The sequence below is a fragment of the Caulobacter sp. SRI_008 genome, from assembly GCF_057586355.1.
Map to the genome: position 1 here is coordinate 45,262 of NZ_JBYCZS010000009.1, position 22,709 is coordinate 67,970.

At 70.0% G+C, this 22,709-nt stretch carries 12 protein-coding genes; 1 reads left to right on the forward strand and 11 read right to left on the reverse strand.

The window, feature by feature from the left end:
• Nucleotides 1-153 precede the first annotated feature (153 nt).
• Complete coding sequence (katG, locus tag AC2YHT_RS09815; protein ID WP_487289456.1) at nt 154-2,388, forward strand: catalase/peroxidase HPI; 2,235 nt, start codon at nt 154-156, stop codon at nt 2,386-2,388.
• Between the two features lie 94 nt (nt 2,389-2,482).
• Here the strand turns inward: katG and AC2YHT_RS09820 are convergent, their stop codons facing one another.
• From AC2YHT_RS09820 to AC2YHT_RS09870, 11 genes are all read right to left on the reverse strand, one after another.
• On the reverse strand, nt 2,483-4,612 hold the full coding sequence (locus AC2YHT_RS09820; protein WP_487289458.1) for a tetratricopeptide repeat protein: 2,130 nt from the start codon (nt 4,610-4,612) through the stop codon (nt 2,483-2,485).
• A complete protein-coding gene (locus AC2YHT_RS09825) occupies nt 4,609-7,533 on the reverse strand; it encodes a M16 family metallopeptidase (protein WP_487289459.1) in 2,925 nt (974 codons plus the stop codon). Before AC2YHT_RS09825 ends, AC2YHT_RS09820 begins: the two co-directional genes overlap by 4 nt.
• A gap of 122 nt (nt 7,534-7,655) precedes the next feature.
• Entirely contained in the window at nt 7,656-8,411 is a 756-nt protein-coding gene (locus AC2YHT_RS09830) for a polysaccharide deacetylase family protein (RefSeq protein ID WP_487289460.1), read from the reverse strand.
• Nucleotides 8,408-9,238, reverse strand: coding sequence for a glycosyltransferase family 2 protein (locus AC2YHT_RS09835; protein ID WP_487289461.1), 831 nt, complete (start codon nt 9,236-9,238; stop codon nt 8,408-8,410). Before AC2YHT_RS09835 ends, AC2YHT_RS09830 begins: the two co-directional genes overlap by 4 nt.
• A gap of 102 nt (nt 9,239-9,340) precedes the next feature.
• On the reverse strand, nt 9,341-11,680 hold the full coding sequence (locus AC2YHT_RS09840) for a TonB-dependent receptor (protein ID WP_487289463.1): 2,340 nt from the start codon (nt 11,678-11,680) through the stop codon (nt 9,341-9,343).
• A 141-nt stretch (nt 11,681-11,821) separates the two neighbouring features.
• Nucleotides 11,822-12,805 (reverse strand): FecR family protein, encoded by a 984-nt coding sequence (locus tag AC2YHT_RS09845; RefSeq protein WP_487289464.1) that lies wholly within the window; start codon nt 12,803-12,805, stop codon nt 11,822-11,824.
• Between the two features lie 63 nt (nt 12,806-12,868).
• Complete coding sequence (locus tag AC2YHT_RS09850) at nt 12,869-13,384, reverse strand: RNA polymerase sigma factor (RefSeq protein ID WP_487289465.1); 516 nt, start codon at nt 13,382-13,384, stop codon at nt 12,869-12,871.
• Between the two features lie 205 nt (nt 13,385-13,589).
• Nucleotides 13,590-13,886: a putative quinol monooxygenase gene (locus tag AC2YHT_RS09855; protein ID WP_487289466.1), complete on the reverse strand. Its 297-nt coding sequence runs from the start codon at nt 13,884-13,886 to the stop codon at nt 13,590-13,592.
• A gap of 4 nt (nt 13,887-13,890) precedes the next feature.
• A complete protein-coding gene (locus AC2YHT_RS09860) occupies nt 13,891-14,268 on the reverse strand; it encodes an MmcQ/YjbR family DNA-binding protein (RefSeq protein ID WP_487289467.1) in 378 nt (125 codons plus the stop codon).
• Nucleotides 14,269-14,384: 116 nt separating this feature from the next.
• A complete protein-coding gene (locus tag AC2YHT_RS09865; RefSeq protein ID WP_487289468.1) occupies nt 14,385-20,852 on the reverse strand; it encodes a YDG domain-containing protein in 6,468 nt (2,155 codons plus the stop codon).
• Between the two features lie 26 nt (nt 20,853-20,878).
• Nucleotides 20,879-22,612: a ShlB/FhaC/HecB family hemolysin secretion/activation protein gene (locus tag AC2YHT_RS09870; RefSeq protein WP_487289469.1), complete on the reverse strand. Its 1,734-nt coding sequence runs from the start codon at nt 22,610-22,612 to the stop codon at nt 20,879-20,881.
• Nucleotides 22,613-22,709: the final 97 nt, after the last annotated feature.

Genomic DNA, 22,709 nt, shown 5'->3' on the forward strand with positions numbered 1-22,709 from the left:
GCGATTGGAGCAGTTCCTCCGCGCCCGGCGTAATCGTCGCACCGCGCTCAAATGCTCTTGCGATTTACTTGCAGCAATATCTGGAGCTCGACCCCGCTTCAGTTGGCGGCGTCTATCGCGATGATAGGAACAATCAATTTTACCTATCGGCGGATGCGCGTTGACTACGCGCCGGGGGCAAGCAGCAGACATAAGCCAGGGAGGAAGGCGACGATGGATGGGAATGTCGAGACCGGCGCGAAGGGCCAATGCCCCGTCGGACACGGCCGCGGCCACGGCAATCGTGACTGGTGGCCCCAGAGCCTTCGCCTCGAAGGCCTAAATCAGCATTCGCCGCGGTCCAATCCCCTGGGCGAGTCCTTCGACTACGCCGAGGCCTTCAAGAGCCTGGACCTCGACGCGGTGGTCGCCGACCTCCACGCCCTGATGACCGACAGCCAGGACTGGTGGCCGGCGGACTTCGGGCACTATGGCGGCCTGTTCATCCGCCTGGCCTGGCACAGCGCCGGCACCTACCGGATCACCGACGGACGCGGCGGCGCCGGCGGCGGCCAGCAGCGGTTCGCCCCGCTCAACAGCTGGCCGGACAACGCCAATCTCGACAAGGCCCGGCGCCTGCTGTGGCCGATCAAGCAGAAATACGGCGCCAAGCTTTCCTGGGCCGACCTCTACGTGCTGGTCGGCAACGTCGCGCTGGAGTCGATGGGCTTCAAGACCTTCGGCTTCGGCGGCGGTCGCGCCGACCAGTGGGAGCCCGAGGAGCTCTATTGGGGTCCGGAAGGCTCGTGGCTGGGCGACGAGCGCTACAGTGGCGAGCGGCAGCTGCACTCGGCCCTGGGCGCGGTGCAGATGGGCCTGATCTACGTCAATCCGGAAGGCCCGAACGGCAATCCCGACCCGAAGGCGGCGGCGCGCGACATCCGCGACACCTTCGCCCGCATGGCCATGAACGACGAGGAGACCGTCGCCCTGATCGCCGGCGGCCACAGCTTCGGCAAGACCCACGGCGCGGGCGACCCGTCCTTCGTCGGCGTCGAGCCCGAGGGCGGCGAGATCGAGGCGCAAGGGTTGGGTTGGGCCAGCAAGCACGGCACCGGCATCGGCGCCGACGCCATCACCGGCGGTCCGGAAGTGATCTGGACCCAGACCCCGACCAAGTGGAGCAACCACTTCTTCGAGAACCTCTTCAAGTTCGAGTGGGAGCTGCACCAAAGCCCGGCCGGCGCCAAGCAATGGCGGGCCAAGGACGCCCCGGCAGACATCCCCGACGCCTACGACGGGTCCAAGACCCACGTCCCGCGGATGTTGACCACGGACCTGGCCCTGCGCTTCGACCCGGAATACGAGAAGATCTCGCGCCGGTTCCTGGAGAACCCCGACCAGTTCGCCGACGCCTTCGCCCGCGCCTGGTTCAAGCTGACCCACCGCGACATGGGCCCCAAGCCCCGCTACCTCGGCAAGCTCGTGCCGGAAGAGACGCTGATCTGGCAGGACCCGATTCCGGCGCCCGACCATCCGCTGGTCGACGCCTCGGACGTCGCGGCGCTGAAGCAGAAGATCCTCGCCTCTGGCCTGTCGGTGGGCGAACTGGTCTCGACGGCCTGGGCCTCGGCCTCGACCTATCGGGGCTCGGACAAGCGCGGCGGAGCCAACGGCGCCCGCATCCGCCTGGCGCCGCAGAAGGACTGGGAGGTCAATGATCCGCCTGTCCTGGCCAAGGTTCTCGGCGTGCTCGAAGGGATCAAGAACGAGTTCGACGGCTCCGGCGGCAGGAAGATCTCGCTGGCCGACCTGATCGTGCTGGGCGGCGCGGCGGCGGTCGAGAAGGCCGCCAAGGACGCCGGTACGCCGGTCGAGGTGCCGTTCGCCCCCGGGCGCGGCGACGCCAGCGCCGAGCAGACCGACGCCGACTCCTTCGCCCCGCTGGAGCCGCTGTCGGACGGCTTCCGCAACTATCGCCGCGCAGGCGAGCAGTTCATGGCCCCGGAAGAGGCCCTGGTCGACCGGGCGCAGTTGCTGCGCCTTTCGGGACCGGAGCTGACGGCGCTGGTCGGCGGGCTGCGGGTGCTGGGCGCCAACGCCGGCGGCTCGAAGGCCGGGGTCTTCACCAACCGTCCGGGCCAGCTGACGAACGACTTCTTCGTAAACCTGCTGGACATGGGCACGACCTGGAGCCCGACGGCGGTCAACGCCTTCGCCGGGCACGGCCGCAAGGACAGCCAGCCGCGCTGGACCGCGACCCGCGTCGACCTGATCTTCGGTTCCCACGCCGAGCTTCGGGCCCTGGCCGAGGTCTATGGCAGCGCCGATGCGCAGGGCAAGTTCGTCAAGGACTTCGTGGCGGCCTGGAACAAGGTGATGAACGCCGACCGCCTGGACCTGAACTGATCCTGTAAAACGGCTCTAGACGACAGAAGGGCGCCGTCCTCGCGGACGGCGCCCTTCCCTTTTCTGGCTTCGGGCCTTTTAGCTTCCGGCCTTTTCAGCCGCCGGAGAGTCGCTTGGATTCCGCGAGGTCGCGCGCCGCGCCGGCCGTGTCGCCCAGGCTGGCCTTGACCTTGGACCGCCACTCCCAGGCGTCGGCGTAGGTCGCATCGCCCGCGATGGCCGCGTCCAGTTCCTCGGTCGCCCGGCGGTAGTCCGACAGGTACCAGTAGACCGCGCCCTTGCGGGTCAGGGTCATGACGTCGCCCGGCGACAGCTTCAGCGAGACGTTGAGATCGCGGATGGCGCGGTCGTAGCGGTCCTGCCGGATGAAGACGTCGGCGCGGTTGTAGTAGGCCGGCTCGTAGTCGGGCTTGGCCGCGATGGCCGCCTCATAGGCCGCCAGGGCCGCCGCGTCGTCCTTGGCGGCGAAATAGGCCAGGCCGCGGTTGTTGTGCACGTAGGCCGACTTCGGATCGACGGCCAGGGCCGCGTCGAGATCGGCCATGGCGCCGGCGAAGTCGTCCTGGTTTCGCAGCAGGCTGGCGCGGGTCACCCGCAGGTCGATGTCGTTCGGGTCCAGCTTCAGCGCCCGGGCATAGTCCGCCAGGGCGTCGCTCGGGCGTCCCTGGTCACGGTGATAGTCGGCCCGCGCGGCCCAGCTCGCGGCCCGGTCGGGGTTCAGGGCGATGGCCTTATCGTAGAGCTTGCGGGCGCCCTTGTCGTCGCCCTGCCACGCCAGCAGTTCGGCGATCGCGATCTGCAGGTCCGGCCGCTTGGGCGCCAGCTTGGCGGCGTTGCGATAGGCGTCCAGCGACCGCGGCCAGTCCTGCCGCTGGTTATAGGCGACGCCCATGTTGACATAGGCCTGGACGTTGGCCGGATCGATGCGCAGGGCGGCGGCGTAGGCGGCCAGTTCCTCGTCGCCGCGCTTCAGCTCGCCCAGGGCCTCACCGGCGCCGTTGGGGGCGTCGGGGTCCTTCGGGTCCAGCTCGGCGGCCTTGCGGTAGTCGGCCAGGGCCGCCTCCCACTTGCCCTGATCCTTCAGCAGCAGGGCGCGGTTGTAGTAAGTGGCGGCGTGTTCGACCTTGTCGGCGATCAGCACGTCGTAGTCGGCCATCGCCTTGGCGGGCTCGCCCTTGGCGTTCAGCAGCAGCGCGCGCTGGAAGCGGGCGTCGGCGTCCTTGGCGTCCAGCTCGAGCGCCTTGTTCAGCACGACCAGACCCTCGTCATAGACCTTGTTCCGACGCAGCAGCTCGCCCAGAGCCCGCAGCACCCGCGCATAGTCGGGATCGATCTTCAGCGCCTCGCGATAGGCGTCGCGGGCGGGCTCGAACTGGTCCAGCTGATCGTAGGCGACCCCGAGGGCGTAGAAGCCGCGGGACTCCTTGGGATCCACCCGCACGGCCTCCTTGGCGTCGCGCAAGGCGCCGGACTTGTCGCCCGTCGATCCCCGCAGGATCGAGCGGTAGCTCAACGCGTAGCCGTCCTGGGGATCGGCCTTGACCATGACGTCGTAGAGCTTGCGCGCCTCGGCGTAGCGTTCCTGGCCTTCGTAGAGTTCGCCCAGGCGCAGCTGGGCGCCGTACGGATCGTCGGTCACGCCGATGGCCGTCTTTAGGTCGCGCTCGGCGGCGGCCGGGTCCGTGCTTTCCAGCAGGTCGGCGCGCTGCAGATAGGCGCGGTAGAACCGGGGATCGGCGGCGATGGCGGCGTCGTAGTCTGCGCGGGCGCCGGCCGCGTCGTGCTTGGTCCACTGCTTGACGCGGCCGCGATACAGCAGCGCGTCGGTATGCGCCGGATGGGCCTTCAGCACGGCGTCGAAAATGGCCAGGGCCTCGTCGTCGCGATCAAGATGGAACAGGGCAGCGCCCCGCGCCACCTGGGCCTCGACATCGCCCGGCGACAGCTTCAGCGCGGCGTCGGCGTCGGCCAGCGCATCGGCGTCGTGGTCGAGCCGCCAGCGGGCCTTGCTGCGGGCCACCAGCAGGCGGGTCTTGACCGACACGTCCTGGACGCCGGCGTCCAGCGCCGTGGTGCAGTCGGCCGCCACGACCTCGCGGTCGACGAGGCGCTTGGAGGTGTCGGCCGCCAGGCACGCCTCGCGCGGATCGGCGGCGGCGTGGGCCACATCGGTCGCGGCCAGGGCGATCAGCAGGACGGCGGGGTGAAGGGCGCGGCGGATCATCGGGCGGCTCCCTTCGAGACTTCGGCGGTCTTGGCGTTGGCGGCGGGATAGGCGAAGCCGACGATCGGCGGCCGCTTGAGCCAGGTTCGCGCGGCCGCGCGCAGATCCTCGACCGTCAGGGAGGTGACCAGGGGCTCGACCAGCAGGGCCTCCTGCAGAACGGCCGGATCGGTCGCCGAACCGGCCATGGCGCCGGCCCACCAGGCGGTGGTCTCGCGATTGGCGCGGATGGTGGCCAGGATCGGCTGGCGGGCGTCTGTCAGCATCTGCTCGGTGATCTCGCCGTTGCGCAGGCGGGCCGCCACGGCTTCGGCTTCGGTCGCCAGATTGGCCAGGTCCTTCGGATCGGCCTCGATCGAGACTTCCAGCACGCCCTGGTCGCCATGGTCGGGCGTGGCGGTCGAGACGACCGGGGCGTAGGTCTTGCCCAGTTCCTCGCGGATGCGCCGGCGCAGCGCGGTGTCGAACACCGAGGCCAGGAGCTTCAGGGCGTATTCCTCCTTCCGGCGCTCGGGCGAGGCGACGTAGAGCGGCCAGATCAGCGCCGCGGCGGCCTTGTCGGCCGAGCCGCCGTGCTCGACGCGGATCGGCGGCACGGGATCGTCCGGATAGCTCAGGAAGTGGACGTCCGGACGCGCGCGATCGGTCACCGGGCGGGCCGGCAAGGCGCCGAAGGTGCGGGCGGCGGCGCGGATGGCGGTGGCCTCGTCGACGTCGCCGGCGATGGTCAGCTCCAGCGGCGCGGTGGTCAGGATCGGACGCAGCACGCGGGCGAAGTCGGACGAGCGGATCGCCAGGAGCTCGGATTGCGACGGCAGGCTGCTGGCGCCGGTGGGATCGAACCGCTTGGCGATGGCGTCCGACAACGTGGACGGCGGCATGCTGCGCATCGAACGATAGGCCAGGTCGGCCGCCGTCGGCAGGCGCGCGTCGAGCGTGCTGCGGAAGCCCGGATCGGTCACGAACGCAGCCAGGATCTCCAGTTCCCGGCCCAGCGAGTCGCCGAAGATCGAGGTGTCGATCGAGAAGGTCGTGACCCCGAGATTGGTGTCGAAGTTCACCAGGCCGCCGGTCGGGAACAGCGTCTCCAGGTCCTCGGCGCTGTGCTTGCCGAGACCCCCGCTGCTCATCATCGCCAGGCCGAACTCGGCGATGGTGTTGTCCTTGTCGGCGATCTCGCGGCGGCCCGCACCGAAATTGAGGCGCACCTCGATCTTGTGGGGCTGGACGTCGGTCTGCTTGAAGTTCAGCACGAGCCCGTTGGCGAAGGTCAGCCGCACGAAGCCCGGATCGGCGATGGTCTCGCGCCGGACGACCTGCCCCGCCGGACCGAAGTCGCCATAGGCCCAGACGGCGTTGGAGGCCGGCTTGACGAGCGGCGCGTCGCTGACCGCGTCGCCGTTGCGGGTCCAGGCGGCCAGCAGGGCCTCGCGGGTCGGCGGCTTGGCGCCGGTGACCGACAGCAGCGGCCCGGTTCCCGACCAGTCCTCGGCCATGGCGGCGCGCATGTCATCGACCGTGGCGTCCTCGACCGCGCGGTCGAAGACGTAGAGGGAGTCGGCCGGCGAGCGGGCGACCTGCCCGGCCAGGGCCTTGCTCAGCAGTCCGGACGCCAGGTCCGGCGACTTGCGCGAAGCGGCGTTGGTGCTGGCGCCGCGCACCAGCGAGCGGATCTTCTCGACGGCGGTTTCGAACTCGATGTCGGTCGGCGGCGTCTTGGCCAGGCGGTTGAACTCGGCCTGGCTCTCGGCCAGGGCGGCCTCCCAGGAGTCGTTGGTGGGCATGGCGACCATGCAGGTCGCCGACATTTCGCGGGTCTGGGCCCCGAACGCGAGGGCGCCCAGCAGGTGGGTCTCGCCGCCGGAGACCCGGCGGGCCAGGCGCAGGTTGAAGATCGTCTGCCAGACCTGGGACATGATCTCGCGCCGCTGGAACTCGACCGTGTCGATCTGCGGCGGAACGCCCGGTCGCAGGCGGCAGACGCTGATCGCCGTCGGCAGGCTTTCGTGGCCGATGGCGAAGGCGTCCAGGTCACGCTTGGCGGGCGTGATCGTCACCGGGGCCCGGACCGGCTTGGGCCCGCGCCCGCTCCAGTCGGAGAAGGTCTCGCGGACCAGCGCCTCCAGCGCCTCGACCGGCCGGTCGCCGACCACCGTGACCACGGCGTGCTCGGGCCGGTACCAGGCGTCGTAGAATTTCTTGAGGCTGACGGGCGTGGCCGCGTCCAGCGTCTTGCGCGTGCCGATCGGCATCCGCTGCACCGAGCGCGACTCCGGGGCCTGAAAGCGCGAGATCGCCTGCTGCGCGTCCATCTGCGGCCCGCCGCGCGTCTCCATCTCGGCCAGCACCACGCCGCGCTCGCGGGTCACGCCGTCGGTGGTGAAGATCACGCCGTCGGCCACGTCGCGCAGCCAGCCCAGACCCGTCTTCAGCTGGGCGTCGTCCGGCTTGGGCATGTCGAGCATGTAGGAGGTCGAGAAGTAGTCGGTGACCGCGTTCTGGTCGCGGCCGAACACCACGCCCCACGGCGCGAACACCCGGTCAGGACCGCCTTCCGGATAGCGGCGGGTCGAACGGAAGGCCATGTGCTCGACGAAGTGGGCCGTGCCGCGCTCGGCGTCGCTCTCTTCCAGGCTGCCGACGTCGACGGCCAGGCGCAGCGACACCGCCCCGCTCGGCACGGCGTTGCGCATGACCATGTAGCGCAGGCCGTTGGGCAGCACGCCCTGGCGGACGGCGGGATCGGGCGCGATGGTCGGGTCGACCGCCTTCTGCGCCGGCTTGGCCTTGCTGACGTCAGCCTTGTTCACGTCCGCCTGGACGATCTGAGCCTTGGCCGGCTCCTCGCCGATGGCCGGACCGCCCAGCAGAGCAGCCCCCATCACCAACGCCGCCCCCGCGACGCCTCTGTATCTCGACACTTTCACGCCCCCAAGACGCCCCGAAACGCTCACGAGAGCATACACGCTCACGCAACTCTGCGTGCTTATCGGTTGTGGGAGGTTTCGGCTAGCCGCCACTTGCGCGGCGGATCTCGCGCCGCTCAGGCCGCCTGCGAAGCGACCTCGGCCGAGAGCAAGGGCCTGGCTTGCGGCTGAAGAACCGGCAGGATCAGGGCGAGGAACCGCCAAGCGGCCTCGTCGTGATCAAGATGGTGGGTCAGCAGCCCGATGGGTTCGTTCCAGGCGCGCTTGCGACGGCGCTCGGCCAGCAGGCGGCGCGCGCGATCCAGGAACCGGCGCGCGCCCCTGAACCGGGCCGTCGGTTTCCAGCGCATGATGTCCAGGTGGGCGTCGATACGCGGCGGCAGCGCCTCGGGCGCCAGCATCCCGTCATAGCCCGACAGGCCGACGCCACGGACGGCCAGGGCCGTCTCCAGGGTGCGGTGGACGTTGTTCCAGGGCGGCACGAACAGCGAGGGCCTGACCCCGGCGCGCGCGAAGGCGGCCAGCGCTGTATCGAGCGACGCTAGTACATCGGCGAGGCTGTCGCCGTCGATCACCTCGCCCGAAGGCCGTCCCGGCGGGGCGCGGTTCTCGTGCCGGAAGCCGTGGATGGCCAGCTCGACGCCCGGCGTCACGCCGCAGGCCCCGGCCAGGGCCGGAAGGTCGCCGTCGGGGATCGCCGCCACGGTCAGGGGCGCCGAATAGCGGGCCGACATACCCAGCAGCAGCGTCAGCGCAGGCCCGGTATGGCGGGCGTCGTCGTCGCGCCACCAGACCACGGGCCGGCGTCCGGCGCGGCGCCACAGCGCCAGCTCCGGGCCGAGCATGGCCAGGATGAGCAGGCGATCGATCATCCGGCCTGGCCGAGAACCAGTTCGGACGCCGAGGCGCCCGCGGATTCGGCGCTGATCACCACGGTGCGGCGGGAAGCCATCAGTTCGCGCGCCTTCAGGTTCGACAGCAGCGGATAGAGGCCGGCCATCACGGCGATCGCAAAACCGTAGTCGCCTTCCTTGTAGCCCTGGCGCGAGACGTAGCACTTGAAGAACCGGCGCACGCCGCGGAAGGCGTCGTCGGCCAAGCCCTTGACCTTGCCCTTGTCGGCTAGGTCCTGGGCGCGCAAGTCGGTGTAGCGGTTCAGGCGCTGGATCATGTCGGGAAGGTCGTCGTCGACCTTGTGGACGATGGCGGCGTGCAGGCGACCGCCGCATTCGCCGGTGAACACGGTGCCGGGGTGCACGCGGTCGTTCTTCCAGGTCTTGACGCCGTTGCGGAACAGGCGCGCCACCGACGAGGCGCCGAACGAGCCGCCCCAGCCACGGCGGACCAGGCGCTCGCCGATGTAGTTGTCGACCGGCACCTGGTACCAGTCAGCGCTGTCGGCGGCATTGACCAGGGTGCGGATTTCGCGGGCCAGCTCGGGCGGCACGCCCTCGTCGGCGTCCAGCTCGAACACCCATTGACCACGGCAAGCCGCAACGCCGGCCGTCTTGCGCACGCCTTCCACCGGGAAGATGCCCGACACCACCCGCGCGCCCATGCGGCGGGCGATGGCTTCGGTGCGGTCCGAGCAGCGGTCCGCCACCACGACGATCTCGTCGCAGAACGACAAGGCGGCCAGGCAGTCGGCCAGGCGCGCTTCCTCGTTGTGAGCGCAGACCAGGCCCGAGAGTATGGTCATCGGCAGTTCCCCCGAGGACCCGCGTGTCGCAGATCCGTCATGGGTCAGACGGCGCCGGAAAGGCGCCCCCTCAAGGAAAACGCACGATAACCCGACACAACGTCAGAAGGCCTTGGCGAGTTCCACGGTCCATGTGCGCGGACGCAGCGGCGTGACCTGGCGCACCTGGCCGAAATAGAAGGGATTGCCGTAGGCGAAGGTGTCGCCCGAGGTGTTGGCCGGATTGGTCACCGCCAGGCCCAGGCTCCAGTCGTCGCCGCGCAGCTGGCCGCTCAGCCGGCCGGTGACGTAACCGCCCATCTCGGGCGAATAGCGCGGATCGAAGGTCATGCGCGATCGGCCAACATAGTTGACGTCGGTCGTCAGCACGATCCGCCGTGTTCCCCACGGCCGCTCGTAGCGAAGGGTGGCGCCCGCCGACAGGTCGGGCACACCCGGCAGGGCCGCGTCATTGACCGAGGCGAAGCTGGGCGCGATCCGCACCATCCGCGGCCGATTGAGCAGGGCGTTGCCCTGCAGCTGCCAGCGCGGGCCCAACCGCACTAGACCTTCCAGCTCCAGGCCGGTGTTGCGGGCGTCGCCGACATTGGCGGTGTAGGACAGACCCGAGCTCAGGTACTGGTCGGTCTGGATGTCGCGCCAGACGTCGTGGAACAGCGCCGCCCGCAGAGTCAGCCTGCCGGCCAGGGGGCGCAGGCTAGCGCCGATCTCGTAGTTGCGCAGGTGATCGGGCGAGAAATGGTCGAGGCTCGACGACGGCGGGGTCAGGCCGCCGGAGTTGAACCCGCCCGAACGGTAGCCCTCGGAGGTCAGGGCATAGATCATCCCTCCCCCGCTCAGGCTCTTCTGGATCGAGAGCTTGGTCGAGACGCCCGAGAAGCTGGTTTCCTTGTCGAAGTCGCGTGACCGCCCCGGCGACGGCGCGATGATCGACGAGACGGTCCGCACGCGGCTGTCGGAGGCCCGCGCGCCGGCGCTGGCCGACCAGCCGGCGCCGATGGCCCAGGTCGTCTCGCCGTAGAGCGCGCCTTCGCGGCGGCGATCGACGCGGGTCTCGTCGTAGTACAGCCGCAGGCTCTGGCGCGAGGTGCTGCCGCGCAGTTCGCCCCGGCTGCGCTCCTCGCCGACCAGGCCGTAGATGCCCAGCAGCCAGGTCAGCCGCCGGTCGGACGGCGAGGTCCAGGTCATGTCCTCGACCCACAGGCGCACGTCGCTGCCCTCGTCGAACAGGCCCAGGTCCACGGCCGTGTCGCTCATCTGCTCGACGGCGGCGGTGGCGTCGTAGCGGCTGGCGTAGCGGTGGCGCACGAAACCGGTCGACGACTCGAACTGCCCCCAGGAGCCCGATCCCGTCACGGTGGCGGCGGCTTCGCGGAAGCGGTTGCCGTGGGTTTCGCGCACCTGGTTGGCGCGGCGATGGCCGCCCAGATCCGGGGTCGTGTACTGGGTGTCGTTCGAGGCCAGGTCCTGGGCGGCGGTCGACAGGTCGAGCGTCCAGTTGTCGCTGAGCCTTGTCGTCATCGCCAGGCGTCCACCCTTGCGGGTGGTGCGGTCGACGTTCGACAGACGCAAGTTCACGTCATCGACATAGCCGCCGTCGACATCGTCGAAGAGCGCCAGGCGCATGGCGGCGCGGTCGGCGACCAGCGGAACGTTGAGCACGCCCTCGATCTTGCCGCTGGCCGAGCCGGATTCGGTCGAGGCCCCGACCGCCCGCGCCTCGAGCGACCACTGGTTCAGCTCGGGCCGGCGCGTGACGATGCGGTAGATGCCGCTCAGCGAACCGCCGCCGTAGAGCGCGCCCTGCGGCCCGCGCAGCACCTCGACCCGCTCGACATCGATCAGCCGCAGGTCGGGGTCCGGCGCGTTGTAGGTCAGAGGAACGTCGTCGAGATAGGTGCCCACCGTCTGCTGGGTGCGCCCGGTGAAGGCGCCGTCCGACAAGCCGCGCAGCATGATCTTGTTGCGGGCCGCGCCGAGATTGGTGGTCAGGAAGCCGGCCGTGCGCAGGGAAACGCCGGTGGTGTCGACCGCGTCGAGCTCCCGCAGGCGCTCGCCTCGCACGACGCTGACCCCGCCGGGCGCGGCGTTCAGCGGCGCGCCGCGCTTGGTGGCGCTGACGAGGACGCTGTCGACCTGAGTGGAGGCTTCGGTCGGCGCCGAGGGGCGCGGCGCGGCGGGCGGAGGCGGCGCAGCTCGGGCTACGATCTTGACCGTGACCGCGTCGATGATCTGGAAATCGCAGCCGCCGCCGGCCGTCAGGCTTTCGAGCGCCTTGCGCAGCGACATGCGGCCGTCGAGGGCCGGCGCGCGGCCGCCGCAGTTGGAAGCGCCGCCCAGGCTGACCCCGGCCTGGACACCCAGGTCGATCAGCGCGTCCTTGCGGCTCTTGGCGGGGATGTGGAGCGTAATGTCGGCGGCCGCGGCGGAACCGGCGGCCAAGCCAGCGACAGCGGCCGACGCCAGCAGGACGCGAGCGAGTCGCGACGGCCAGGGCGGCCGCGCCATTCGTCCCCCTGCCCGCTGCATGGCCCCCGCCGCACCCCTGGCCCGCAAAGGCCCGCCTAGAAAATTCTGGCGGCGCTAGCGCGCGCGGAGTTCGATCGCGTCATCCGCGACCGCCACTTCCAACGGCAAGAGCTTAGCCAAGCGCGAGACCATCGCATCCTGGCCATCAACGATCAACACGCCGGAAAGTCGCATCCCCCCGGCTTTCCCGTCCACGATGCGCACGGGCTTGTCGAACAGGCGATTCAGATCGCCCGCCACCTCGGTCAAAGGCCTGTCGCGATAGATCAATCGCCCGTTCCGCCAGGCCGTGGCCTCGCCCGGCGCCAGATCGGCGAGCTTGGCGTCATTGGCGCCTTCGACATGCGTCAGGCCGCGTCCGGGCGGCAGACGATAGGTCTTCGAGTCGCCCGGCGACACCTCGACTAGGCCGCGTTCGACGCCCACCGAGACCCGTCCGTCGCGATGACGCACGTCGAATCGGGTGCCGACCACCCGCACTCGCGTGTCGCCGGCCGCGATGACGAAGGGCCGCGACGGATCCTTGGTGACGTCGAAGATCGCCTGGGCGTCGCCCAGGTCGACGTGGCGCTCGCCGTGCGTGAACCGCACGACCATGCGCGAGCCCGGCGCGAGATCGACATGCGAGCCGTCTTCGAGCGCGATCGTCCGGCGCTCGCCCTTGCCCGTGGAATAGATCGTCTCGGCCGGCGAATTCAGCAGGCCCGGACCCAGCACCGCCGCCGCGACGAAGGCGGCGGCCAGCGCCGCGCCACCGCTCCACAGCCACGCACGGCGCGACGGCCGCGGACGAAGCGGGGTGACCACGGCCGACGGCGAGACGGCCGACAGACGCTTGAGTTCCTCATCCTGGGCGGCGACGACGTCATAGGCCTCGCCGTGCTCCGGCGCGGCGTTCAACCAGGCGTCGAAGGCAAGCCAGTCGTCGGCGTCGACCGTTTCGCCTTGCAGGCGAACCAGCCAATCGACGGCTTCATCCATGTTCCTTCGCGAAAGGCTCATGCCACCCTGTCCCCGCGCCCATCGACGCTCGCCCATACAGTAGACGTCGCCGACGAACGATCCCCTCCAGAAAGTTCGTCAAAAAACCCGCAGGCCGCGTCACGACTCCTCATGCAGCCTCCTGGCGACGGCTTTCAAGGCCGAGCTTACGTACTTTTCCACCGAACTGCGGCTCACGCCCATGGCCGTGGCGGTTTCCGAATGGCTGAGCCCCTCCAGCTTGTGCAGGCGGAAGGCGCGCGCGACCGGTGGCGACAGCTCTTCGAGCACGTTCAGCACGATGGCCAGCCGCTGGCGGCTCTCGACCACGGCCTCGGCCGACGGCGCGTCGGCGGGCTGGTCGCCGTCCACCAGGCCTTCGCCGCCCTGGGTGCGCCGCCAGTGCTCATCGCGCGCCTGGCCGCGCTGGGCGCTGCGCAGGCGATCCAGCATCAGGTTCTCGGCCATGCGATAAAGCAGGGCCGCGCCGCCGCCGGCCGACGCGGCGTCACCCTCGATGGCCGTGACCTTGAAATAGAGTTCCTGGACGAGATCTTCGGCCTCGGCGCGCGAACGCAGCCGCGCGGTGAACAGGCGTACGAGGCTCAGGCGCTTTTCTTCATAAAGCGCCAGCAAAGACGGCGCTTGCTGGACCCCCGACAGCCTCGACCTCCCCTACGCATTACCGGACGCGCCCGACTGGCGCTGATCCGCTGGACTTGGCCGGCGGACCTGCTTTGTCACCACCATATCCCGGCGACGGACGCAAATACGATATTGCCGTCAGGCGCCAGGAACCTGGGGAATTTCGCCTGACACGCGCGTATCTCGCGTCTGAGCCTTACCCCAGGTCGGCCGGATCGAGCACCAGGGACGTGCGCTCGGCCAGATCGCCGATTCTCGCCAGATAGGCCGCGAAGTGCGGACTGGCCCGGTGAGCCGCCACCGCTGCGTTGTCGACATAGAGTTCGTCGAGCACGAACCGCGTCGGATCAGCCTGGTCGCGCCAGACGTCCCAGCGCAGATTGCCCGGCTCGGCCCGGCAGGCCCCGGCCATGCCCAGCAACAGCGCCTCCAAAGCCGCGCCCTTGCCCTCGCGGGCGGCCAGCACGGCCACGATCTTCACGCCTGCGCTCATGACCTCACGCCGCTCCCTTGGCCGCGCCGAGCATGGCGCCGCGCCCCCTGCCCGCTCGCGAGCGCGCGGCCTTGGCGTAGGCCACGCCGAAGGCGGCGGCCAGGATGTAGGCCATCGTGTCCTCGTCGATCCCCTTGAGCCAGACCAGGGTGACGCCGGAGCCGCGCGGGCGCTTCGGCTCGATCGCCACCGCATCGCTCATCGCCAGGGCCGCGGCCTGATCCTTCAGGCTCAGCTTGACCACGGCCCAGCCGGCTTCCGGCCAGCCCAGGGTCGCGAACGCGCGGCCGCCCACCCGGAACTGGACGGTGTCGAGCACGGGCCGCACCTGCACGGCCGCGCCCAGACGGGCGGCCAGGGTCGAAAAGGCCTCAGGGGTCATGATGAATCCTCGCGCGATGCGACGCCCTACAGATCGCGAGTCGCCGCTCGGTGGCAAAGATGCCGTCGATCGACGTCAGGATCGGTCGTACTGCGGGCGGCCGCCGCGCGGCGGCGCTAATGCAGCAAAGCCACCGTCGCGGGCTGCGGCGGACAGCCTTCGCCCGGGCAGCCCGCCCCCTGGGTTTCCAGCTTGAGCTCGGGATCCCAGTCCAGGGTGAAGTCCGGCGAGGCGTTGAGATGCTTGAGCGTCGTCGAGGCGTTCTGCTCGGCGGGCGGCAGCGGATCGATCGTGAACACCGCGCCCGTAAAGGTCAGGTCGTAGTTGGCCGACAAACCCAGGGTTCCGCGCGTGATCGCATAGGCGCCGGCCGTCTCGCCGGCGCCTCGGGTCAGGCCGCCCGAGAAGGCGTCGCCCGCCACCAGGTCGCCCACCGTGATGCGATAGGTCAGGGTCGGGTCGAAATGGCCCTGAACCTTGAACGTATCGTCCGCGGACACCGTCACCGACCGGCGCAGGATGTCGGCCAGGCCGGTGCTGACGCCGCTCAGGCTGTAGTTGGCCGCGTCGAGCCCGGCCAGGGTCGCGCCAGACACCGTCACGGTCTTGCCCGCGCCCGCGTTCCTGTCGGCGAAGGCGTATACGCCGGCGGCCGAGACGGTGTCGCCGGTCACGACGCCGGTCAGGCCGATCACGCCGCTGGCGGTCGTCGCGCCGTCATAGGTCTTGTTGCTGGCGGTCAGGGCGCCGGTGATGGTCTTCTTGAAGATGTCGGCCGTGTCGGACGACACCACGCCCAGGCTGTAGTTACCCGCATCGCCGCCCGACAGGGTCACGCCCGAGGCGGTGACGGTCTTGCCCGTTCCGGCGTTCCAGTCGCCGAACGCGTAGGTCCCAGCTGCCCCGACCGTGTCGCCCGAGATCACCCCGGACAGGGTCACTACGCCCGTGGCGGCGGTACTGCGGTCATAGGTCTTGTCGTTCGCCGTCAGGGCGCCGGTGATGGTCTTCTTGAAGATGTCGGCCGTGTCGGACGACACCACGCCCAGGCTGTAGTTACCCGCATCGCCGCCCGACAGGGTCACGCCCGAGGCGGTGACGGTCTTGCCCGTTCCGGCGTTCCAGTCGCCGAACGCGTAGGTCCCAGCCGCCCCGACCGTGTCGCCCGAGATCACCCCGGACAGGGTCACTACGCCCGTGGCGGCGGTGCTGCGGTCATAGGTCTTGTCGTTCGCCGTCAGGGCGCCGGTGATCGCCTTCTTGAAGATGTCGGCCGTGTCGGACGACACCGCGCCCAGGCTGTAGTTACCGGCGTCGCCGCCCGACAGGGTCACGCCCGAGGCGGTGACGGTCTTGCCCGTTCCGGCGTTCCAGTCGCCGAAGGCATAGGTCCCGCCGGCCCCGACCGTGTCGCCCGAGATCACGCCTGCCAGAGTCACCACGCCGGTGGCGCTGGTGCTGCGGTCATAGGTCTTGTCGTCGGCTGACAGGGCCCCGGAGATCGCCTTCTTGAAGATGTCGGCCGTGTCGGACGACACCACGCCCAAGCTGTAGTTGCCGGCGTCGCCGCCCGACAGGGTCACGGCCGAGGCGGTCACGGTCTTGCCCGTTCCGGCGTTCCAGTCGTCGAACGCATAGGCTCCGGCCGCCCCGACCGTGTCGCCCGAGATCACCCCGGCCAGGGCCACCACGCCCGTGGCGGCGGTGCTGCGGTCATAGGTCTTGTCGTCAGCCGTCAGGACGCCGGTCAGAACCTTGGGATCGATGCGCAGCGAACCCGTCCCGTACGCGAAGGCGTAGTTGAGGTCCGAAGCCAGGGTCCCCGCGCCGGCGGTCAGGACATAGGTCCCGACATTCCTGCTGGTCGCGCCTGAAACCGTGGCCGCGCCCGACCAGGCGTCGGCCGCAAGGTCGCCGTTGACCAGGCCGGTGATCGTCGCCGAGGTGGTCGGAACCGCGCCGTTGTAGGTCACGGTCTGGCTGACCGGCGTCACCGTCAGGGTCGGCTGGTAGGCGTAGACGAAGCGGTTGCCGGCGTTGGGGGCGACGGCGAGGGTTTCGTTGGAGAAGTCATAGGCCGAGCCGTAGAAGCTCTTGCCCGCCAGGCCGTTGAAGCTGTTGGCCGCCGTCGAGCCGGACGCGTCACCGACCGCCTGGGTGTAGATCAGCCAGCGGCCGGCGGCGTTGCTTGCGGTCACCGCGTCGGCGCCGCGCGCATTGGTGAAGGTTCCGTCCGAGGCCAACACGATCGCGTCGCCCGCCCCGTCGGCCGTCACCTTGCCGGTGCTGGCGAAGGTCATGCCGGCATGCGAGGTCAGGGCCAACGTCCCCGTGCTCAGCACGGTTCCGGTGATGGTCAGCGAGCGGCCGTCGACCAGCTTCAGCAGGCCGCCGGTATTGGTGAAGTCGCCCAGTTGCGCCACCTGATTGGCGGCGCCGAAGTTCGCGCCACCGACCGACGACCCGGTCAGGGTCTGGGCGGTAATAATCCCGGTCGAGACCTGGCCGATGGCGTGGGCCGAACGCAGGTCCACCGTCTGGCCGATCGCGGTGATCGGACCGTAGAGGTCGAAGGCCAGGGTGTCGTTGAAGGCGAAACCGCCGGCCGTGACGCTGACCGTGTCCAGGTAGGAGACCTCGTTGGCACCCAGCAGGACGACGCCCGTTCCCGAGGTCACGCCCAGCGCGTTGGCCTTCAGCACGCCCTGCTGGGCGACGTCGGTCGCCGCATCCAGGGTCAGCGCGCCGCTGACGTCGATCACCCGGCCGGGCGTCGCGTCGCCGAAGCGCAGAGCGCCCGTCGCAGAGGTTACCGTCAGGTCGCCATCGACGAGGGCCGAGACCAGCCGCGTGTCGCCGCCGCCGTTCACCCGGGAGTCAGCGCCCGCGCTCAGTTCGTCCACCGTCAGGCCGCCGCTGGGGCCGTCGATCTGGACCGAGCCGGTCGTCGAGCGCGCGGCGACGATGCGTTGCGAGCCGTTGAGCACCTTGATGTTGACCGGGCCCAGCCCCTCGATCGTGGTCAGGTCAGCTGTGGTCGTGTGGTCCAGGTTGACGTCGACAGAGCCGGCCGGGGCGGAAGCTTCGACGATCGTGCTGGCGCCCGCTGACGTTACGATGTTGGCCGCGGTGATCGCGCCCGGCGTCGCCGCGCCCAGCACCACGTCGCCACTGGCGGCGTGCACCTTCAGGCTGTTGGCGCTGGTTCCCGTAAGGACCGCCGCTCCCAGGCTGGCCGCGCCGTTGGTCGCCGAAACCTGGATCAGGTCCGCGCCCGTGGCCGACGCCACCGACATGCCGCCGACATTGGCGATCGCCCTGACCTGGCCCGCCGCCCCGTCCAACGCCCCCAACTGACCGCTGTCGGCTTCGACATAGATGTCGCCGGTGTCGCTGGTGATGTCGCCGCCGATGATGGCGCCCGCGTTCACGGTGACGCTGATCCCACCGCCGTACTGCAGGGGACTGGCGCTGAAATCGAAGCTGCCGGCCTTGTCGATGATGGTCCAGGATCCCGCCTTGACGCCGAGCGGCGCCAGCGCCCCGGCCGAGAAGGAGCCACCGGTCAGGCTATAGGCTCCATCGACACTGACGCTGGTCGCCACGTTCACGAGGGCTGTCCCGGCGTCCAGGGTGACGTCGCCGTCGCTTTGCACCGTGTCGAGCGCGATCCCGGCGCCGGTCACCTTGACCTCGCCGTCCCCGGCTCCCGTGCCCGCGTCCAGCAGAGCCAGACCCTTCACCGCGCCGTCCTGGGCCGTGATGGTCAGCTTGCGGCCGGCATGGAGGCTCAGGGTTCCCAGGTCGAGGTCGCCCAGGGTGTCGGTGATGGTGACGTCGCGCAGGTCGCCGAAGAACGGATACGGCGTCAGCGCATCGCCCACGAAGCCCTGGGCGGTGACCGTGTAGTCGCCGCCGCTGCTGATGGCGCTGACGTCCAGCGTGCCAGCCATCGCCTCGATCGTGATGTCGTAGGCCGCCAGCTCGCCGATCACCAGGTCGCCGGTCTTCTGGACGACGGTCGCGCTGCCGTCGATCGCCGCCCCGACCAAGGCGATCCCGTTGCTGGCCGAGTTGATGTTGACCACGACGTCGCCGTCATACGACATGACCTGCAGGCCGTCCGTGCCGCAACCGCAGCTGGGATTGGTGATCGCGTAGTTGGCGGTGGTGATCGAGGCCTTGTCGTCGGCCCCGAAGGTGGCCTTGTTCATGGCCAGCACCGTGACGCCGTCTGGCCCCTCGGCGCCGCGCAGCGTCGCGTCGCCATTGATCGCGGCCACCACGACGGTCTCGCCCGCCACGGCCTTCTGGACGACAATGTTTCCGGTCGCGGCGGTGGCGTCCAGCGCCAGAGCAGCCGTCACCTCGCCCACGTCGACGCTGCCGCCGATCAGGGTCAGGTCGTCGCCGCTGGAGATCAGCGTCGCCGCCGTCCCGTCCAGCAGGCCGTCCGTCTCCAGATGGGTGGCGCCGCCGCCATGGACCGAACCGGTGATCGTCAGGTCGCCGCCGGCGACATAGAGGTCCAACGTGCCGCTGTTGGCCGTGGCCGAACCGACGGTCAGGCCGCCGTCGTAGGTCTCGGCGTAAAGGTTGCCGGTCAGGGCGGTGATCGTACCGAAGCTCGCCAGGCCGCTAGCGACGGTTACGTCGACATCGGCCCCCTCCAGGGTGTCGATCAGGGCGCTGGTGTCGAGGTGGACCATGGCGACGCCGCCCGTCGACTTGACGCTGGCCGTGCCGGTGTTGCCGCCGGTGCGGCTGAAGAGGTTGGCCGTCGTGATCGCCGTGTAGTCCGGATCGCCCAGCACCGCATTGCCGACCGCCGTGATCGATAGATCGTGGCCGGAGCCTGAACCCGTCAGCGTCGCGGCGCGCAGGATCGCCTGGCCGCCATTGGAGGTGATGGTGATGTCGCGGGCGGACGTGGCCGAAGTCACGTCGATATCGCCCGCCGCGACCGCCTTCACGTCGCGCGTCGCCGTCAGCGAACCGGCGGTGATCGTTCCGCCCGCGTCAAGGGTGACGTCGCCCGCCGTCGCGCCCGCGCCCTGGGTTATGGCCGCACCGACATTGACCGCGCCGTCGCTCGACCTGGCCAGCACGTGGGCGTCGTCGGCCGCCCCGGCGCCGGTCGACTTCAGCGTCGCGCCGCTGGCCAGGACGTCGCCCGAGGTGGTCGTGACCTCGACGTCGTCGCCGGCCGTGGCCGCAGTGACGACGGTGGCGTTGCCGCTGGTGGCGGTGATGGTGATATCGCGCGCCGCCGAGCCGTTGCTCAGGCTGGCGGAGGTTCCGCTGACCTTGATGTCGCGGGTGGAACTGGCCGTGCCCAGGCTCGCGGTCGTCGCCGCCTGGATGGTGATGTCGCCGGCCTGCGCGCCGGTTCCCTGGGTCAGCAAGGTGTTGCCGGCGTTGACCGAGCCGGTGTCGGAGCGCAGCAGGATGTGCGCGTCGTCGCTGGCGCCAAGGCCGGTCGATTTCAGATAGGCGCCGCCGGCCGAGACGTCGCCGGCCGAAGCCGTGATCTCGATGTCGTCCCCGGCGAAGATGCGGTTGGTCACATAGGCGGTCGTCGAACCGGTCACGAACACGTCGCGCGCCGCGTCGATCGTGCTCACGAAGACCTGCGGAGCGCTGATGGTGACGTCGCGCGCCGAATTGCCCAGGGTCAGCGACGCCGAACCGTTGCTGGTGAGCAGGATGTCGCCCGAGGTCGTGGTCGTGGCCGCGCCGACCGAGGTGTTGGCGCTCGACGAGACCGTGACGCCGGTGGCGCCGGTGATCTGGGTGACGGTCGCGCCGGGGCCGCCGGCGGCGACGCTGGCCGCGCCGCTGGTGGCGACGACCTCGCTGGCGGTGATCGAACCCGAGGTGGTGGAGATGTCCACCGTGGCGCCCACCGCGGTGGAGACGTTGAGGGCGCCGCTGGAGGCGCTGAGCACGACGTCGCCGCTGCTGTTGATCGAGGCGCTGGTCGCCGAGCTGATCGTGGTCATCTGGATCAGCGCGTCGGCGGTCGAGCGCAGGAAGGTCAGCGGCGCGGCGGAATCGACGAAGCTGGCGTCGACCAGCCCCGAGCCCTTGCTGAACAGGAAGCCGCCGGCGGTCATGGTCGCGCCCGGCGAAATGATCACGCCCTGGGGCGAATAGAACCAGACATTGCCGGCCGTCGCCGCCCCGACCTTGCCGGTCACCACGCTGCCGTTGTCGAACCGGATCTGGCTGGTGGTCTTGTTCAGGACGATGTCGCTGGCGGAGTCGAACAGGAAGTTCATCGCGTCGCCGCTGCTGAGGTGCAGGTCGGTCCAGTTGATGACCGTCCGGGGCGCGTTCAGCTCGATCTGCAGCGTGATGGCGTCGGGAAAGCTGATCACCGGCTGCGAGCCGCCGGTCGAGACCGTGATGTTGGCGGCGCTAGGAATGCCCGGCAGGGTTCCAGCCACCGCCGGCTGAGCCAGCATCGCCGCCACGCCACCCATCAGGGAGCTGACGAGGGCGGAGGCCGCCAGCAACTTGGTTCGGTGCGCCGGGCGCGAGGGCGTACGAGAGAAGGTCGGGCGGATCGGCGACGGGGTCATGATGGACGCTCCGGGTCTTCGACGGTCTAGAACAGGGCGGCGGACAGCGAGATCAGGACGCGCGAGGGCGGCTCGTCGCCGACCCCGAACGGGCTGTCGAAGGGCTTGGCCCAGGTCAGGTCCAGCGCCACGCGCGAGGTGATCTGAGCGCGCAGCCCCACCCCGGCCGAGGTCAGGTCCAGCTTGCCGCCGTCCAGGCCCAGATTGGTCAGCTCGGCGACGTCATAGAAGGCGTAGGGCCGCCAGGCCGCCCTCCCCCCGCCCTTGAGAGCAAACGGCAGGGCCAGCGGCGTGGTGCTGATCTCGAGCGAGCCCGAGATCGCGCGGTCGCCGGACGCCGCCGACGGGTCGTAGCCGCGGCCGATGGTCAGGTTTCCGACCCCGTACTCCTCGTAGGACAGCAGGGGATCGTCCGTATGCTGCCAGGCGACGTTCAGCTTGCCGATCAGCGGTCCGGCCAGCCGGCCGCCGAACTCGCCCTCGGCCCGCACGACCGTGGCCTCGGGCTTGCCCAGGAAGCGCGAGGCCGAGAGGTCGCCGTACTTGCTGGCGCCCAGGCCGCGGCTTCCCTGGCGCAGCTCGACCAGGCCGGTCATGGCCACCGAATGCGAAGCCAGACTGGCTGGGGCGTAGTGGCCGTCCAGCCGCAGGAAGAACACCCGCAGCTTGTCTTCGGTCAGCACGGCCGCGCCGCCGCCGAACTCGACCTTCTGGTCCACCCAGTCCAGCCCGACCCCGATGTTGAGGTTGTGGCGGCGGTGACGGACCAGCGGGTAGGTCAGGCGGAAGCTGCCGGCGAAGGACTCGCCCTCCAGGTCCAGCGGCTTGAGCACGTCGCCGGGGCGGGTCCAGCCCCACGCGCCGGAAAGATCGGCCACCAGGCCATCGCCGCCGATGTAGAAGCGCTCGGCAACCTGGATCACCCGCTGCTCGTCGCTGGACAGCGTGCCGTAGCCGAGGATCGAGGTGCGCTCGCCCAGCGGCGTGAAGCTGTTGAGGTCCACGCGCGCCAGGGTCAGGTCCCGGCCCACGGTCTTGGAGCCGTAGTTCTGGGCCACCACCGAGCCATCGACAGCGTCGCGGGTGATGGCGATCTCGAGATCCAGCGCGCCCTGCCCCTGCGGCGAGGCCTTCAGCACCGACTGGATGCGCGCGCCGGGCACGTCGGAGGCCAGCAGCAGGTAGCGCTGGGCGACGTCCAGGTCGAACGGGGTCAGGCCGCGCAGGTGATCCAGGAAGCGGACAACCTGCTTCTGGGCCGGGCCGGCGTCGCCGTGATAGTTCACCGCCGCGATCCGCGCCTCGACGACCGTCAGGACCAGCTTGCCCTCGACGATCCGCTGCTCGGGAATGAGCACGCTGGCCAGCACGCCGCGCCGCAGATAGAGCGTCGCGGCGCGGTCGCGGATGTCGCAGACCACGCTGATCGGCGCCTCGCGGCCGATGAACTCGGCGTAGGTCGAGGCCAGGGCCTGGTCCGAGAGCGCCAGCGGTCCGGACCTCGCGCCCTGGAACTCCACCGCCTTCAGGGTGACCTTGACCGGACTGTCGCGGAAGGCGCAGGGACCGGCCTCCACGCCCTTGAAAAGGTCGCCGCGCGGCGCGGCCGCGATCGGGGCGGCGTTGGCGGGGTCCAGTTCCTGGCGCGACGGCAGCGTCACCTGGGCCGCGGCGGGCGTGGCGAAGGAAACGGCGGCGGCCAGGACCGCGCCCATGCACGCCGTCGCAGCGGCGCCCACGATGGCGCGACGCATCCTCATCAGCACTTGCAAGCCCCCTTGCCACCGAACGCGGCGTTGTCACAACGCCGTTACGTCATGACTCGCGCCGGTTTAGTATAACACGGTTCTGCAACGA

Excerpts from the sequence above, each read along its gene's own strand:
- AC2YHT_RS09870 (WP_487289469.1), bottom strand. The coding sequence starts at position 22,612 with ATGAGGATGCGTCGCGCCATCGTGGGCGCCGCTGCGACGGCGTGCATG.
- AC2YHT_RS09860 (WP_487289467.1), bottom strand. The coding sequence starts at position 14,268 with ATGACCCCTGAGGCCTTTTCGACCCTGGCCGCCCGTCTGGGCGCGGCC.
- AC2YHT_RS09855 (WP_487289466.1), bottom strand. The coding sequence starts at position 13,886 with ATGAGCGCAGGCGTGAAGATCGTGGCCGTGCTGGCCGCCCGCGAGGGC.
- AC2YHT_RS09865 (WP_487289468.1), bottom strand. The coding sequence starts at position 20,852 with ATGACCCCGTCGCCGATCCGCCCGACCTTCTCTCGTACGCCCTCGCGC.
- AC2YHT_RS09820 (WP_487289458.1), bottom strand. The coding sequence starts at position 4,612 with ATGATCCGCCGCGCCCTTCACCCCGCCGTCCTGCTGATCGCCCTGGCC.
- AC2YHT_RS09845 (WP_487289464.1), bottom strand. The coding sequence starts at position 12,805 with ATGGGCGAGCGTCGATGGGCGCGGGGACAGGGTGGCATGAGCCTTTCG.
- AC2YHT_RS09830 (WP_487289460.1), bottom strand. The coding sequence starts at position 8,411 with ATGATCGATCGCCTGCTCATCCTGGCCATGCTCGGCCCGGAGCTGGCG.
- katG (WP_487289456.1), top strand. The coding sequence starts at position 154 with ATGCGCGTTGACTACGCGCCGGGGGCAAGCAGCAGACATAAGCCAGGG.
- AC2YHT_RS09835 (WP_487289461.1), bottom strand. The coding sequence starts at position 9,238 with ATGACCATACTCTCGGGCCTGGTCTGCGCTCACAACGAGGAAGCGCGC.